Here is a 14,913-nt window from a genome sequence, read left to right on the forward strand (position 1 = left end):
GGACGAACGGTCCTTGCCCCGTCGTGCACGCCCGTTCGACCCTCGGGAATGAGTCGAATCCGTCGCGATTTTGTGACAATCCTTCGCCAACACCCGCTCCCCACGGCCTGTTCACGGCCGTAATGTTCGATCTATGTCACCGAAGAGCCGCATACCCGCCGCTTCGGACCCGGGCGACACCTGGGTGCCGCGACCGAGGCGCCGCGAGACCCCGATCGGCTTCCTGGGCCACGCGGCCACCTTCCTCGGCTCCAGCGTGCTGGGTGGGGTGCTGCTGGCGGGCCTGATCCTCCCGGCGGCCGGGGCGGTCGGGCTCGGCGCGAAGAACGGCGCCGAGGGCTTCGAGAGCATCCCCGACGACTTCAGGACCCCGCCGCTGAGCCAGGCGACGCAGATCTTCGACGCCAACGGCGGCCTGATCGCCAAGGTCTACGAGCGCGACCGCACCGTCATACCCGCCGACCAGATGTCCCCGCTGATCCGCACGGCGCAGGTGGACATCGAGGACGCCCGGTTCTACGAGCACGGCGCCGTCGACCTCAAGGGCATCCTGCGCGCGATCACCAAGAACGCGGAGAGCGGCGCCGCCGTCCAGGGCGCCTCCACCCTGACCCAGCAGTACGTGAAGAACGTCAACGTGGAGAAGGCCGGGGACGACGCGGACGCGGTGCGCGAGGCGCAGCGCAAGACCCTCGGCCGCAAGATCCAGGAACTCCGGTACGCCATCAAGCTGGAGGAGGACCTGAGCAAGGAGCAGATCCTCACCAACTACCTCAACATCACCTTCTACGGCCACCAGGCGTACGGCATCCAGGCCGCCTCCCAGCGCTACTTCAGCAAGGACGCCAAAGACCTCAGCCTGCCCGAGGCGGCGATGCTCGCCGGGCTGGTGCAGAACCCGTCCCAGTACGACCCGAAGCTGCACCCGGTGGCCGCGCAGAAGCGCCGCGACACCGTCATCGACAAGATGGTGGAGAACAAGCACATCACCGCGGACCAGGCCAGGGAGGCGAAGGCCGCCCCGCTCGGCCTCAACTACCGGGACCCGCAGAACGGTTGCATCACCGCCAAGGCCGGCATGGGCTTCTTCTGCGACTACGTGCGGCACGTGGTCAAGCAGGACCCGGTGTTCGGCAAGAGCTCGGCCGAACGCAAGAAGCTGTGGGACACCGGCGGCCTGAACATCTACACCACGATGGACCCGGACAAGCAGGCCGCCGCCCAGAACGCCGTCTCCACCAAGGTGTACGTCACCGACCCGGTCTCGGCCGCGATGACGATGGTCGAGCCCGGCAGCGGCAAGATCCTGTCGATGGCGCAGACCCGCCCGTACGGCCTGGCCAAGGAGAAGAACGAGACCGTCGTCAACTACAACGTGGACGCGGCGATGGGCGGCGGCATCGGCTTCCAGCCCGGCTCCAACTTCAAGCCGATCGTGGCCGCCGCGGCCCTGGAGGCCGGCCTGTCGCCCACCCAGCGGTACGACTCGCCGAACCGGATGGACTGGCCGACGATGAAGACCTGCGACGGCACCTGGAAGAACCTCAGCAAGGGCAAGAAGGAGGGGACCATCCCCAACGAGAGCGCCGGTGAGGTCGGCCCGTACGAGCTCAAGCAGGCCATGGCGCTCTCCGTGAACACCTACTTCGTGCAGATGGAGCAGGAGATCGGCCTCTGCGCGGTCAAGCAGATGGCCAACAAGCTGGGCATGGAGGGCAAGGCGAACGGCGAGCCGCTCCAGGAACTGCCCGCGCTCGGCCTCGGCACCCAGGAGGTCAGCCCGCTGACCATGGCCAACGTGTACGCGACCTTCGCCGCCCGGGGCACCTACTGCGCGCCGCTGGCGATCAACAGGATCACCACGGTGGACGGCACCGACGTCCCGGTGCCCCCGGTCCACTGCTCCCCGGCGATGTCCGAGGACACCGCCGACGTGATCAACAGCGTGCTGCTCGGGGTGACCGAGAAGGGCGGCACGGCGCGCGACCTCGGCCTGGACGACGGCCGCCAGATCGCCGGCAAGACCGGGACGACGGACGAGAAGAAGTCGGCCTGGTTCACCGGCTACACGGGCAACCTGGCGGGCTCGGTCTGGCTGGGCAGCCCGGGCACCAAGGTGCCGATGCGCAACATCCGGATCGGCGGCAAGTACCAGGCCGAGGTCTTCGGCGCCACCGGCCCCGGGCCGATCTGGCAGCAGGCGATGAGCGACGCCGTCCGGAGCATGCCGGAGAAGCCGTTCGCCACCGTCCGCATCCCGGACCCGCCCCGGCGGGACGCCAACTGCACCACCGCCAGCGGCTCGCCGGGCTCGGTCACCTGCAGCGGCGCGCCCGCCACCGGAGGCCCGGGCAACACTGGCCGGCCGCGCGACACCGGCCCGACGGCCGGCCGCACCGCGCCGTCCGTCCCGCCCGGCACCACCGACCCGTCAGACCAGTGACCCCGACGACCGGTGAACTGCCCGGCCCCGCCTGAGTACCCGTACCCAGGCGGGGCCGGCTACCGTGCCTCGACCGGTTCGCCGCTGTCCTGGTCGAGGTTGAACACCCGCCGGTAGGAGTCGGTCACCACGGTGATCTGCGAGCGCCCGGTCCAGCTCGCCTCCACCAGCCGGGCGTCGCCCGGGCGCCGGCCGATGTCCGCCAGCGACCAGCGCCGGGCCGACCAGCCCTCGCCGCTCTCCAGCAGCACCTGCCAGCGCTCGTCCGGGCCCGGCCCGGTGGCGTACGAGCGGTGCACCACCACCAGGGCCCGCTCGGCCCCGGCCGGGGCGTCCTCCCGGCTGCGGGTCTCGGCCGCCGACACCTTGTGCGCGGCCAGCACGCCGAGCAGGAACACCACCCCGGCGGTCACCGTGACCGCCCGGGTGGCCGTCCGCACGGCGGCGCGCGGGTCACTCAGCCAGGCGGCCGCGATCAGCGCCGCCAGCGCCCCGCCGATCAGCAGTTCCGGCTGGTTGAGCAGGTCGGCGACCAGCATCAGCCCGCCCGAGCGGCTCTCCCACTGCCCCTCGGTGTAGAGCAGGACGGCGGCCAGCCCGCTGCCCGCCAGCAGCCGGACCAGGACGCGCCTGGTCCGGGACGTCCGTCGGTTCATCGTCCCCCGGTTCATCGTCCCCGCGCCCCCGTTCCCCCCGTCGCCGCGGTCACAGCCCGGCGAGCAGTTCGCGGCCCTCCGGCCAGTCGCCCAGTCCGGAGTCGGAGTTGAGGTGCCCGTACGCGCCCGGCTCGACGTACCGGGCGCCCCAGGCGGCGGCGAACGCGCGGGCCCGCTCGGCCGAGACCCACGGGTCGTCGGTCGAGGAGACCACGACGGCCGGGAACGGGAACCGCTCCAGCGCCACCGGGCGGAAGTTCACCAGTTCCGGGACCTCGGCGGTGTCGACGTCCGCCGGGGCGACCAGCAGCGCGCCCCGGACGGCGGCGGTCCGCTCGGCGGAGGCGGTGGCGACCCAGTGGGCCGCGGTGACGCAGCCCAGGCTGTGGGCGACCAGCACCACCGGGCCTTCGGCGGCGGCCGCGGCCACCGCGGCGTCCACCCGGGCCACCCAGTCCGTCCGCTCCGGGTGGTCCCAGTCCGCCTGCTCGACCCGGCGGAAGGACTCCGGCCCGGCCGCCTCCCAACGGGTCTGCCAGTGCTCGGGGCCGGAGTTCTGGTAGCCGGGGAGGACGAGGTAGGTGGTGCGGTCGGGCATGGGCTCCTCCGGGAGCGGGACGGTCGTGGGCAGCAGGAGTCTAGGACGCGGGCCGCCGACCCCCGCAGCCGGGCGCCCGACCAGGCGCGCACTCCCCGCAACCGGCGCGCGTAGCTCCGTATGCGCCGTCGTACGCCCGGTGCGCCCCGTTGCCAACGGTGTCGCCGGTACGGGAGGTTGGACCGGGCCCGGGCCGGCCGCCACCGCCCGGCGCCCGTACCCGATCCGAGGCTCGACCACGTGGAGGGATGTCGGCGATGACATCGAAGATCCTGCTCGTCACCGGGGACGCCGCCGAGTCACTGGAGGTGTTCTACCCCTACCAGCGGCTGCGCGAGGAGGGCTACCAGGTCGACATCGCGGCCCCGACGAAGAAACGCCTCCAGTTCGTGGTGCACGACTTCGTCGAGGGCTTCGACACGTACACCGAGAAGCCCGGCTACACCTGGCCCGCCGACGTGGCCCTCGCCGACGTCGACCCGGCCGACTACGCGGCCCTGGTCATCCCCGGCGGCCGCGCCCCCGAGTACCTGCGCAACGACCCGGACGTGCAGCGGATCGCCCGGCACTTCTTCGCCGAGGACAAGCCCGTCGCCCAGATCTGCCACGGCCCGCTGATCACCGCCGCCGCCGGCCTGCTGGACGGCCGCCGCAGCTCCGCCTACCCGGCGCTGGCCCCGGACATCAAGGCGGCGGGCGCCGAGTTCGTGGACGGCGAGGCGGTGGTGGACGGCGTCGTCGTCTCGGCCCGCGCCTGGCCCGACCACCCGGCCTGGCTGCGGGCCTTCATCGAGGTCCTGCGCACCAAGGCGCCGCTCGCCTAGCGCTGATCCCGGAGCCGGACCCCGAGGCGTCTCGGGGTCCGGCTCCGGGATCCCTCGGGGGCGGGACCCCCTCCCCAGGCGGACGATCCGGCCCGGCCGATCCGGCAAGGTGTCAGGTGAGCACCAGCCGACCGGAGTTGCCTACTCCGCCGACCCCGGACCAGGGAGGACGGCATGACCGCCGACCCGACCGCCCCCGCCCGCCGCTGGACCGCCCTGCGCGTCGCCGTCGCCGCCGCCGTGGGCGCGGGACTGCTCACCACCCTCGCCCCGACCGCCGTCGCCGGGCCCGCCGGCCGGCCGCCGGCCCCCGGCTGCCACGGCGCCGTGCACCTCGCGGTCACCGGCGGCACGCCCGGCGATGGCACGGGCACCGACGGCGCCGGCGAACGGCGCGGCGACTGGACGGCCGCCGACGCCGCCCTCGCCGGGATGACCGACCCCGGCTACTCGACCTCCGCCCTCGCCGCCGTCCGCGAGAACGGCCGACTGGTCTGGCGCAACGCCACCGGCGTCGCCGAACGCGGCACCGGCGAACCCGCCGACCCGGAGGGCGCGTTCCGGATCGGCAGCGCCACCAAGACCTTCGTCGCCACCACCCTGCTCCAACTCGTCGGCGAGCACCGGCTGGACCTCGACGACCGCCTGGAGTGCCTGCTGCCGGGCATCGTCCCGAACAGCACCGCGATCACCGTCCGGCAGCTGCTCGACCACACCAGCGGCGTCGCCGACTACACCCGGGACCGGGCCTTCGAGGTCGACCGGGACTGGCTGGCCGACCGCCGCTACAAGTCCTACCGGCTGCGGGACCTGGTGGACCTCGCGAACACCTACCCGCCGGACTTCGCCCCTGGCGAGGGATGGCAGTACTCCAACACCAACTACATCCTGGTCGGGATGATCATCGAGAAGCTCACCGGCCACAGCTGGAACGACGAGGTCACCCGCCGGATCATCCGCCCGCTGCGGCTCACCGGCACCTGGATGCCCGGCGACCTCCCGTTCATCCCCGGCCCGCACGCCCACGGCTACGTCAGGACGGACACCGGTCCGGCCGACGTCACCGTGCTCAACCCGTCCATGGCCGGCTCGGCCGGCGGCGGCATCTCCACCACCACCGACCTGACCGCCTTCCTCGACGCCCTGCTCGGCGGCCGCCTGCTGCGCCCGGCCGAACTCGCCGCGATGAAGCGGACCACCGACCACGGCGAGGGCCGGACGTACGGCCTCGGCCTCCAGCGCCTGGACACCCCCTGCGGCCCGTTCTGGGGCCACGCCGGCGGCATCCCCGGCTACAGCACGATGATGCTCGCCGCCCCGGACGGCAGCCGCTCGTTCGCCGCCGACACCACCTTCTACGACGCCCCGGACCCGGACGCCGCCAACACCGCCTGGCGCAAGGTGACCACGACCGCCCTGTGCGGCGCCCAGGCGGCGGCCGCGGCACCCGACCTCGCCCGCATGGCACCGTGACCGACCCCCTACGCTGACCGGCGACAGAACCGCCGACCGTCACAGGAGGACGACCCATGGCAGAGCCGCTGATCGCCGCAGTCGGGGGCCGGGTGCCCGCCGTCGACCCGGGCGCCTTCGTGGCGCCGAACGCCGTCGTGGTCGGGGACGTGGCCGTCGCCGCCGGCGCGAGCGTCTGGTACGGCGCGGTGCTGCGCGGCGACGCCGAGTCGATCAGCGTCGGCGCGGGCAGCAACATCCAGGACAACTGCACCCTGCACGCCGACCCCGGCTTCCCGCTGGTGGTCGGCGAGCGGATCTCGGTCGGCCACAACGCCGTGCTGCACGGCTGCACGGTCGAGGACGACGCCCTGGTGGGCATGAACGCCACCGTGCTCAACGGCGCCCGGATCGGCACCGGCTCGCTGGTCGCGGCCGGCGCGGTGGTGCCGCAGGGCATGGTCGTCCCGCCCGGCTCGCTGGTCGCCGGCGTCCCGGCCAAGGTCCGCCGCGAGCTGACCGAGGACGAGAAGACCGGCATCAAGGCCAACGGCGCCGGCTACCAGCTGCTCGCCGACGCCCACCGGGAGATCTAGCGGCTTCCCGGCTAGGCCGTGGTCATCGCTGCCGCGGCCGCCGGTTCCGTCGCCACCGGGGCGGGCCGGCGGCGGTCGGCCGCCCAGGCGAGCACCGCGACCACCGCGCCCGCGGCCGCCAGGACCGCGCCGACCAGCGTCGGCGCGGTCCAGCCGAGCCCGGCGTCCAGCGCCAGCCCGCCGAAGTACGCGCCCTGGGCGTTGGCCAGGTTGAAGGCGCCCTGGACGGTCGCCGAGGCGAGGGTCGGCGCGCTGCGCGCCTTCTGGAGCACCAGGGTCTGCACGGCCGGCACGATCGCGAAGCCGAACAGCCCGATCAGCACCACCGTGACGGCCGCCGACCAGCGGGCGTGCGCGGTCAGCGCGAACAGCGCCAGGGTGGCGGAGAGCAGCACGAAGGCCGCGCAGACGGTGGGGCGCAGCGCCCGGTCGGCGGCGAACCCGCCCAGCACGTTGCCGATCGTCATGCCGACCCCGAACAGCGCCAGCACCAGGGTCACCGAGCCGGTCGCGTACCCGGAGACCTCGGTGAGCAGCGGCGCGATGTAGCTGTAGCAGGCGAAGAAGCCGCCGCAGCCGAACACCACGGTGGCCAGCGCCAGCCAGAGCTGGCCGCTGCGGAAGGCCCGCAGCTCGTGCCGGAGGCCGGACTGGCCGGAGGAGGGGAGCGCGGGCACCAGCCGGGCGATGGCGACCGTTCCGGCGGCCGCGATCAGCACGACCACCAGCATGGTCGCCCGCCAGCCCAGGTGCTGGCCGAGCAGGGTCGCGGCCGGGACGCCGACGATGTTGGCGACGGTCAGTCCGGAGAACATCACGGCCACCGCCCGGGCCCGCCGGTCCGGCGCGACCAGCTCGGCCGCCGCCACCGCGCCCGCCCCGAAGAAGGCGCCGTGTGGCAGCCCGGTGATCAGCCGGGCGGCGGCCAGCGTCCAGAAGTCCGGGGCCACCGCGCACAGCAGGTTGCCGGTCGCGAACAGTGCGGCCAGCGCCACCAGCACCGCCTTGCGCGGCCGGCCGGCGGCCAGCGCGGTCAGCAGCGGCGCGCCGACCACCACCCCCAGCGCGTACGCGGAGATCAGCCAGCCCGCCTGCGGGATGGAGACGTGGAGACTGTCGGCGACCTGGGGGAGCAGCCCCATGGCGGCGAATTCGGTGGTTCCGATGGCGAACGCGGTGACGGCCAGCGCGAGCAGCGCGAGAGGCAAGGGGGTGACTCCGGAGTGATGCCGACGGACCGGGGAAGCGCGCGGCGGGATGAAGGCGGGAAGGACGGCGGGATGAATTCGTTCGTCCGGAATCCTAATCCGGCCGGATGACGGCGCCGTGAGGTGCGTGTGACGAAAGGGCGTCGCCGGCTGACGAAAGGGGGTCGCCGACGCGGCTCCCACGCGCGAGACTGGGAGCATGTGCCGCAACATCAAGACGCTGCGACCTCCCGTCACGCCCGACGCCGACGAGGAGGACTTCCACGCCGCAGCCCTCCAGTACGTCCGCAAGGTGTCCGGGTTCCGCGCCCCCGCGGCGCACAACCGGGAGGCCTTCGACCGGGCGGTGGACGCCGTCGCGGAGGCCACCGCCCGGCTGCTCGCCGAACTGGAGGTCCGCGGCCCGCACGCCCGGGCCGCCGTGCCGGCCGAGGTCGCCGGGTAGGCAGGAGCAGCTGTGATGAGCCACGCCGAGCGTTACGCCCTCACCTTCCCCGGCACCCCGGGCACCCAGGCCCCGCAGGACGTCGTGGTGGTCACCCGCACCGACGCGACCGGTCCGGGCGGCCACCCGGTGTACGAGGACGAGAGCGGCATCGTCCGGGCGGAGATCAGCGACGCCGGCGAGGTCCGGATCCTCGCCAGCGGCGGCCACCAGAGCCCGCACCTGCCGGTGCACGCCCACCCGCTGCCCTGACCGCCCGGAACCCTGGGCGGGCACTCGGAACCCCGGCGCGGATTCCGTCCGTCGGGCACAATCGCGGTATGACCACAGCGAGTTGGCAGGGCGTCGTCATCGCCGAGAGCGACGACACCGTCGTCGTCGAGGGCAACCACTACTTCCCGGCCGAGGCGGTGCGCACCGAGTACCTGCGCCCCTCGGAGACCACCACGGTGTGCGGTTGGAAGGGCACCGCCGGCTACTACAGCCTGGAGGTGGACGGGCGGACCAACCCGGACGCCGTCTGGTACTACACCGACCCGAAGCCCGAGGCCGAGCACGTGCGCGGCCGGGTGGCCTTCTGGCGCGGGGTGGTGGTCGCCGAGTAGGCGGCCCCGGGCCGTGCCGTCCTCGCGAAAGGGGTACCGGAGCCCATGGCAGTCTTCCGCAGGCCGGACCGCTTCCGGCCGCGTCCCGGATCCGCCCCGGCCGAGCCCGACCCGAGCGGGCCCGCCCCGGCCGAGCCCGGCCTGGGCGAGCGGCTCGCCGAACTGGTCGAGGAGTCCGAGCAGCCCGTCGGCCGGGGCCCGGTCGCCGCGTACGCGGCGAGGCAGCGCGGCCGCGGCCGGGCCGTGGTCCTGCACACCGCCCGGCTGCTCGGCCACGGCGGCCGGGTCGCCGCCAAGGGGGCGGCCAGGGGAGCGGCCAAGGGCGCCGCGTTCGGCGGCAAGGCGCTGACCGACCAGCTGGTGCGGACCGCGCCGCGGATCCCGGTGCGCGACCTCGCCACCCTGCGGGCGCAGCACCCCGACGCGGCCTTCCCGGAGCAGCTGGCCGACCTGCTGGTCACCGGCGCCGTCCGGGCCTCCGGCGCGCTCGGCGCGGGCGTCGGCGCGGCGGCGATGCTGCCGGTGCCGCCCGCGATGCCGCTGGAGATCGCGGCCGAGACGCTCGCGGTCGCGGCCGTGGAGATCAAGCTGATCGCCGAGCTGCACGAGGTCTACGGCACCCCGGCGCAGGGCACCGCCACCCAGCGGGCCGGCGCCTACCTCGGTGCCTGGGCCAACCGCCGCGGGATCGACGCGGGCCTGCTGGTGCGCCCGGCCGGCTTCGCCGCGCTGGCGATCGGCTCGGAGGTGCGCCAGCAGGTCCGCCGCCGGCTGACCCGCAGCTCGCTGCGCCACCTGCCGGCGGTGACGCCGCTGCTGGTCGGCGCCGGCATAGGCGCCACCATGAACCGCCGCGACACCCGCCGGCTGGCCGGCGAGGTGCGCGAGGACCTGCGCGGGCGACGCCCGGCGGACGGCGCCTACTGGGCCGCGGCCGCACCGCCGCCGAAGGGGGAGACGGCTCCGCGGCCACCGGGGGAGGAGTGACAGGCGCGCCCGGGACCGGTGACGGTCCCGGGCGCGCCTGTCGCCGGAGGCTCGGGAACCCCGGGCGTCGAGGGGCCTGGGGTTCCTGGTGTTCCTAGGGTTTCGGCGGCGCCGGGGCACCCGCGCCCCGGCCGGCCTTGACGCCGTTCACCATCGCCTGGTGGATCGCCCGAGCGGTGGTCTCGTCCTGCGCCGGCACCGGGCTGCCGGTGACCGTGTACCAGTCCAGCGCGCCGGTGTACTGGACGGTCAGCCTCGCCTCGCCGTCCACCCAGGTGGTGTGCACGGTGAGGTCGCCGGAGATCGGGCCGATCTCGGTGGTGGTCACCCCGCCGGGGCCGCTGATGATCGATTGGGTGGTCCAGGTCGCCCACGACGTGCGCGGGTCCGCGGGCGGCTGGGCCTGGCGGTTTCCTTGGTCGTGTTCGGTCATGCGCCTATCCTCCCCCGCGGGTGGCCCGCCGCCGGAGCAGCGACACCTGCGGTCGCGGCGACCGCCCGGCGGCACCGGGCGGTCGAGTCGGTACGGCGGACGGTCAGCCGGGCTGGCCGGGCTCGTCCAGCATGGGGGCGCCCTCCGCCTGGGAGGTGTCCTGTGCGTGCAGGTTCTGCATCGAGGGGATGCCCTCCTCGGGGTCCGCGGCGCGGATGTCCTCGTCGTCCTCGGTACTCACCTTGGACCGCTCACTCATGTCGGTCATCGCGGGCTCCGTCTCCTCGGCCGGTCCTGGCGCGCCCGGGCCGGAGGCGCGGCGGGACCGGTGGTGGCTCTTCGCCCCTCCAGCCTGCCTCCGCCCCGGCGCGAGGGCCAGCCGGGTGACCCGGGAAGCGCCCCGCGGACCCCACCCGGGCGTCAGGAGACCCCCGGGCGTCACCAGGCGACGGGCAGCGACCGCATGCCGTAGATGAACGCGTCGGTGCGGAACGCCAGCTCGTCGCGCGGGACGGTCAGCCGCAGCCCGGGCAGCCGCCGGAACAGCGTGGCCAGCGCGATCTGGAGCTCGGCGCGGGCCAGCGGCTGGCCGAGGCACTGGTGCACGCCGAAGCCGAAGGCCATGTGCCGCCGGGCGTCCCGGTCCAGGTCCAGTTCGTCGGCCGGCAGCCGGTCGGCGCCGCCGAACACCGCCTCGTCCCGGTTGGCGGTGGAGAGCATCGCGACCACGCCCTCCCCGGCCCGGACGGTCGTACCGCCCAGCTCCACGTCCTCCAGCGCCACCCGGAGCACCCCGGTGTGGATGATGGTGAGGAGGCGCAGCAGCTCCTCCACCGCGCCGGGCACCGCGGCCCGGTCGGCCAGCCTGGCGATCTGCTCGGGCCGGTCCAGCAGCAGGGCGGTGGAGAGCGAGATCATGTTCGCGGTCGTCTCGTGCCCGGCGACCAGCAGCAGGAAGCCGGTGCTGGCGACCTCGCGCGGGGTGAGGTCGTCCCGGACGGCGAGCCGGCTGAGGATGTCGTCCCGCGGCTCCGCCCGCTTGCGGGCGGTCAGCGCCTCCAGGTACTCCAGCATCTCGTCCCGGGCCGCCAGGAGCTCCTCGAAGGGCCTGGTGTTGCTGAGCAGCGTCCGGCTGATGCCCTGGAAGAACTCGTGGTCCTCGTACGGGACTCCGAGCAGCAGGCAGATCACCAGCGAGGGGACGGGCAGCGCGAAGTCGGCGACCAGGTCGGCCTCGGCGCGGCCCGCGGTCATCCCGTCCAGCGCCTCGTCCACGATCCGCTGGATGTCCGGGCGCATCGCCTCGACCCGTTTGACCAGGAAGTCCCCGGTGACCATCCGGCGCAGCCGGGCGTGCTCGGGGTCGTCGAGGTTCAGGAAGTTCGGGTTCTCGCCGATCCGCTCCCGGCTGCCGGCGATCAGCAGCGGGAAGGTCGGGTGGCGCAGGTCCGCGCTGAACCGGCGGTCGGACAGGATGGCGCGGACCTCGGCGTAGCCGGTGGCCAGCCAGCAGGACTCGCCCCCGGGCAGCTCGGCGCGGCTCAGGTTCGCGGTGGCGGCGGCCTCGGTGTAGGCGGGCGGCGGGCCGAACGGGCAGCCGGCGGAGTGCCGGGCCGGCAGCGGGACGGCGGGCACGGTGGGTGTGCTCGTCAAGGCGGGGTCTCCTTGCGTCGCGATGGTTCTCCGGTGGGGGGTGGGGTTGCCGGACGCTCGCCGGTCCCGGGTGCGGTTCCGGTCCGCGGCCGGCCCGGACCGGCGTACGGTCAGCCGTCGACCGAGGCGGCCCCGGCCTCCGCCGACCCGTCCTCGACCACGGTGATGGCGCCGCCCGGGCAGAGCTGGGCGGCCAGTCTGAGATCCTCGAACTGGTCGGGCCTGAAGGCGGTCTGACGGAGCCTCACCAGACTGTCGTCGTCGTCCTGGTCGAAGACCTCGGGAACGTTCGTGACGCACATCCCGGAGCTGCAACAGCGGTCCCGGTCGACACTCACCCGCATGGTCGGGCACCTCTCGCCAGTGCGCCGCCGGCTGCCCGGCGGCCGCCTCTCGTTGTCATTGCCAACCTAACCGCCGCTACTCCGTCCACGGAGGGCGCGGTGGCGGGATCGCCGAGAATGGCCGATTCGGCTCCCGTCGGAACCGCCGGAGCGGCGCAGGAGGTTTGAACCGGCATCACCCCAACAAGGCTGTACCGTACGGTGGTTCACGGCCTCCGGGCGCTGCCCGTAGCCGCCCGCTCCCGGCTCAGAGCCCCTCGGCGGCGGCGATCTCCCGCACGGTCGCGACGGTGTCCGCCTCGGCGGCGTCCTTGTCCGGCCGGTAGCGCACCACCCGGGCGAACCGCAGGGCGAGTCCGGCCGGATAGCGGGAGCTGCGCTGCACCCCGTCGAAGGCGATCTCGACGACCAGTTCCGGCCGGACCCGCACCGTCCAGGCGTCCCGTCCGGTCTCCCGGGCCAGCAGTTCGACGGTCTGCCGGGCGAGCGTCTCGTCGGTCAGGCCCTTGAAGGTCTTGCCGAGCATCACCCACGGGCCCAGCCCCGGCTCGCCCGCCGCCCGGGCACCCAGGTGCAGGTTGCTGAGGAAGCCGCGCCGCCGCCCGCTGCCCCACTCGGCGGCCAGCACCACCAGGTCCAGGGTGTGCCGGGGCTTCACCTTGATCCAGCCCGCGCCGCGCCGCCCCGCCGCGTACGGGGCCGACGGGTCCTTCACCAGCACGCCCTCGTGGCCGAGCGCCAGTGTGTCGCGGAAGAAGGCCAGCGCCCGGTCGCGGTCCCCGGTCTCGGTGCGGGCCACCCGCAGGCCGTCCGGCACCGCCCCGGCCAGCGCCGCCCAGCGCTCCCGGCCGGGACGGTCCACCAGGTCCTCGCCGTCCCGGTGCAGCAGGTCGAAGAAGTAGGCGTCGAGCGGGACCTCGGCGCGCAGCCGGTCCGGGTCCCGCCGGGAGGCGGTGCGCGCGGCGGTCTCCTGGAACGGGCGCGGCCGGCCGCCCGGACCGAGCGCGATCGCCTCGCCGTCCAGCACCGCCGAACGCAGCGGCAGCGCCAGCGCGGCCTCGACCACCTCGGGGACGCGGGCGGCGATGTCCTCCAGACCGCGGGTGAACACCGCGACCTCCCCGCCCTCCCGGTGCACCTGCACCCGGACGCCGTCCAGCTTCCACTCCAGCGCGGCCGGACCGGTGCGCTCCAGCGCCGTCGCCACGTCCGGAGCCGAGGCGGCCAGCATCGGCCGCACCGCCCGCCCCACCTCCAGCCGGAACGCCGCCAGCGCCGCCTCCCCGCCGGTCAGCGCCGCCTCCGCCACCGCGCGCGCCGACCCCCGGAACATCAGCGCCCGCCGCACCGCCGCCGACGGCACCCCCGCCGCCCGCGCCACCGCGTCCCCGACCACCGCGTCCAGCGCCCCCTGCCGCAGGTCCCCGACCAGCACCGCCCGCAGGAACCCCTGCTCCTCCGCCGTCGCCCGCGCGAACAGCCCGTGCAGCAGCCGCCGCCGCTCCGCCTGCGCCCCGGCCCCGTGCACCCCCGCGATCCGCTCCAGCTCCCGCTCCACCTCCCGCACCCCGAGCGAGGCCTCCGCCGCGGGCCCGGGCAAACCCCGCAACGCCGCCGGCCCGATCCCGGTCCGCAACCGCTGCGACTCCCCGGACAGCAACGCCACCGCCGCCGCCCCCTCCACCGGCCCCAGCCCCCGCAGACACCCGGCCAACAGCCCCGTCTTCGCCCGCCGCCCCGCCTCCGCCGCCACCTCCCGCGACACCGACGCCAAGCTCGACAACCCCGCCACACCACCACCTCCACCCTCCTCAGCATCCGCCCCCACCCCCACCCCTGCACCCGAGCAGCCGTCGCCCAGCCGGGCCCGGCCCCCGTGTTCACCCGCTCGCGTGCCGATCGGGCCGGTGTCCGAGGCCGCCCCTGCCCCCGCCCCGGGCGGGTTGGGCTGATCGGGGCGGTGCTGCGTCCGGGGGTCCTGGCCGGGGAGGCAAGGCGCCGGAGTGGCGTAGCGGGTACGTGCTCTTGGCCGGGGCGGTGATCCGCGGCGGGGCGACGGGGCGTCATGCTGGGTGGCTCGTACCGCCCCCTGAGTGATGGAGACCGAGATGAACGACACCTCCACGGCCCGTTGGAGCGTCGGCGTGCCCGAGGCCGGTGACTACCCGGCCTGGCGTGAACTCTTCCGTGGGTACTGCGAGTTCTACCGGGTGCCGATTCCGGAGGAGAAGGCCGAGCTGGTGTGGTCCTGGCTGATGGATCCGGGGCACGAGGTGGCGGGGCTGCTGGTGCGGGACGGGGAGGGCCGGCCGGTCGGGCTGGCGCACTATCGGCCGTTCTCGCGGCCGCTGCACGGGGCGGTCGGGTGCTTCCTGGACGATCTGTTCGTGGCGCCGGAGGTCCGCGGCGGCGGGGCGGTGGACGCGTTGTTGGGCCGGCTGCGGGAAATCGCGGCGGAACGCGGGTGGAACACCGTCCGCTGGATCACCTCTGAAGACAATTACCGGGCCCGTGGAAAATATGACAAGGTCGCCAATCAGACCAGGTTCATCACCTACGACATGGCTCCGGAGGCACCGGCCGGCTGAGACCGCGGCCTGGCCTCCGGACATTCGTTCGGAATTTCTGTTATCGGCGCCCCGCCGGGAGGTCTCCCATGTGTCGACACC

At 74.4% G+C, this 14,913-nt stretch carries 17 protein-coding genes; 9 read left to right on the plus strand and 8 right to left on the minus strand.

The window, feature by feature from the left end; all coding sequences use genetic code 11:
- Positions 1 to 133 precede the first annotated feature (133 nt).
- Positions 134 to 2,443 (plus strand): transglycosylase domain-containing protein, encoded by a 2,310-nt coding sequence (locus ACFY4B_RS24900; protein WP_387971061.1) that lies wholly within the window; start codon positions 134 to 136, stop codon positions 2,441 to 2,443.
- A 59-nt stretch (positions 2,444 to 2,502) separates the two neighbouring features.
- Here ACFY4B_RS24900 and ACFY4B_RS24905 read toward each other — a convergent pair whose 3' ends face one another.
- Together ACFY4B_RS24905 and ACFY4B_RS24910 are read right to left on the minus strand one after the other, a co-directional pair.
- Positions 2,503 to 3,099, minus strand: a complete 597-nt coding sequence (locus ACFY4B_RS24905; RefSeq protein WP_049660092.1) for a hypothetical protein — start codon at positions 3,097 to 3,099, stop codon at positions 2,503 to 2,505.
- A gap of 49 nt (positions 3,100 to 3,148) precedes the next feature.
- Positions 3,149 to 3,697, minus strand: a complete 549-nt coding sequence (locus tag ACFY4B_RS24910) for an alpha/beta hydrolase (protein WP_049660091.1) — start codon at positions 3,695 to 3,697, stop codon at positions 3,149 to 3,151.
- A 257-nt stretch (positions 3,698 to 3,954) separates the two neighbouring features.
- On the opposite strand from ACFY4B_RS24910, the gene ACFY4B_RS24915 reads away from it, so the two are divergent.
- The 3 genes from ACFY4B_RS24915 (at position 3,955) to ACFY4B_RS24925 (ending at position 6,569) form a co-directional block, all read left to right on the plus strand.
- Positions 3,955 to 4,521, plus strand: coding sequence for a DJ-1/PfpI family protein (locus tag ACFY4B_RS24915; RefSeq protein ID WP_049660089.1), 567 nt, complete (start codon positions 3,955 to 3,957; stop codon positions 4,519 to 4,521).
- A gap of 174 nt (positions 4,522 to 4,695) precedes the next feature.
- Positions 4,696 to 5,994, plus strand: a complete 1,299-nt coding sequence (locus ACFY4B_RS24920) for a serine hydrolase domain-containing protein (RefSeq protein ID WP_387971064.1) — start codon at positions 4,696 to 4,698, stop codon at positions 5,992 to 5,994.
- A gap of 56 nt (positions 5,995 to 6,050) precedes the next feature.
- Positions 6,051 to 6,569, plus strand: coding sequence for a gamma carbonic anhydrase family protein (locus ACFY4B_RS24925; protein ID WP_387971067.1), 519 nt, complete (start codon positions 6,051 to 6,053; stop codon positions 6,567 to 6,569).
- An 11-nt stretch (positions 6,570 to 6,580) separates the two neighbouring features.
- Here ACFY4B_RS24925 and ACFY4B_RS24930 read toward each other — a convergent pair whose 3' ends face one another.
- Positions 6,581 to 7,777, minus strand: coding sequence for an MFS transporter (locus ACFY4B_RS24930; protein WP_049659100.1), 1,197 nt, complete (start codon positions 7,775 to 7,777; stop codon positions 6,581 to 6,583).
- Positions 7,778 to 7,976: 199 nt separating this feature from the next.
- Between ACFY4B_RS24930 and ACFY4B_RS24935 the strand changes: the two genes are divergently transcribed.
- From ACFY4B_RS24935 to ACFY4B_RS24950, 4 genes are all read left to right on the plus strand, one after another.
- Positions 7,977 to 8,222 (plus strand): DUF2277 domain-containing protein, encoded by a 246-nt coding sequence (locus ACFY4B_RS24935; RefSeq protein ID WP_387971070.1) that lies wholly within the window; start codon positions 7,977 to 7,979, stop codon positions 8,220 to 8,222.
- A gap of 15 nt (positions 8,223 to 8,237) precedes the next feature.
- Positions 8,238 to 8,474 carry a DUF6296 family protein gene (locus ACFY4B_RS24940; RefSeq protein WP_049659098.1) on the plus strand — a complete coding sequence of 79 codons (237 nt, stop codon included), beginning with the start codon at positions 8,238 to 8,240 and terminating at the stop codon, positions 8,472 to 8,474.
- A 68-nt stretch (positions 8,475 to 8,542) separates the two neighbouring features.
- Positions 8,543 to 8,827, plus strand: a complete 285-nt coding sequence (locus tag ACFY4B_RS24945) for a DUF427 domain-containing protein (RefSeq protein WP_049659097.1) — start codon at positions 8,543 to 8,545, stop codon at positions 8,825 to 8,827.
- A 45-nt stretch (positions 8,828 to 8,872) separates the two neighbouring features.
- A complete protein-coding gene (locus ACFY4B_RS24950) occupies positions 8,873 to 9,814 on the plus strand; it encodes a hypothetical protein (protein WP_387971073.1) in 942 nt (313 codons plus the stop codon).
- 94 nt (positions 9,815 to 9,908) lie between these two features.
- Here the strand turns inward: ACFY4B_RS24950 and ACFY4B_RS24955 are convergent, their stop codons facing one another.
- From ACFY4B_RS24955 to ACFY4B_RS24975, 5 genes are all read right to left on the minus strand, one after another.
- Complete coding sequence (locus tag ACFY4B_RS24955) at positions 9,909 to 10,247, minus strand: hypothetical protein (protein ID WP_117486557.1); 339 nt, start codon at positions 10,245 to 10,247, stop codon at positions 9,909 to 9,911.
- 103 nt (positions 10,248 to 10,350) lie between these two features.
- On the minus strand, positions 10,351 to 10,515 hold the full coding sequence (locus ACFY4B_RS24960) for a hypothetical protein (RefSeq protein WP_387971076.1): 165 nt from the start codon (positions 10,513 to 10,515) through the stop codon (positions 10,351 to 10,353).
- A 170-nt stretch (positions 10,516 to 10,685) separates the two neighbouring features.
- Positions 10,686 to 11,900 (minus strand): cytochrome P450, encoded by a 1,215-nt coding sequence (locus tag ACFY4B_RS24965; protein WP_387971079.1) that lies wholly within the window; start codon positions 11,898 to 11,900, stop codon positions 10,686 to 10,688.
- A 110-nt stretch (positions 11,901 to 12,010) separates the two neighbouring features.
- Positions 12,011 to 12,244 (minus strand): ferredoxin, encoded by a 234-nt coding sequence (locus ACFY4B_RS24970; protein WP_387971082.1) that lies wholly within the window; start codon positions 12,242 to 12,244, stop codon positions 12,011 to 12,013.
- A 247-nt stretch (positions 12,245 to 12,491) separates the two neighbouring features.
- Complete coding sequence (locus tag ACFY4B_RS24975) at positions 12,492 to 14,036, minus strand: ATP-dependent DNA ligase (protein WP_387971085.1); 1,545 nt, start codon at positions 14,034 to 14,036, stop codon at positions 12,492 to 12,494.
- 316 nt (positions 14,037 to 14,352) lie between these two features.
- Between ACFY4B_RS24975 and ACFY4B_RS24980 the strand changes: the two genes are divergently transcribed.
- On the plus strand, positions 14,353 to 14,832 hold the full coding sequence (locus ACFY4B_RS24980; protein WP_387971089.1) for a GNAT family N-acetyltransferase: 480 nt from the start codon (positions 14,353 to 14,355) through the stop codon (positions 14,830 to 14,832).
- The last annotated feature ends 81 nt before the right edge of the window (positions 14,833 to 14,913 follow it).

Source organism: Kitasatospora sp. NPDC001261, from assembly GCF_042896795.1.
In the GTDB taxonomy this organism is placed as follows: domain Bacteria; phylum Actinomycetota; class Actinomycetes; order Streptomycetales; family Streptomycetaceae; genus Kitasatospora.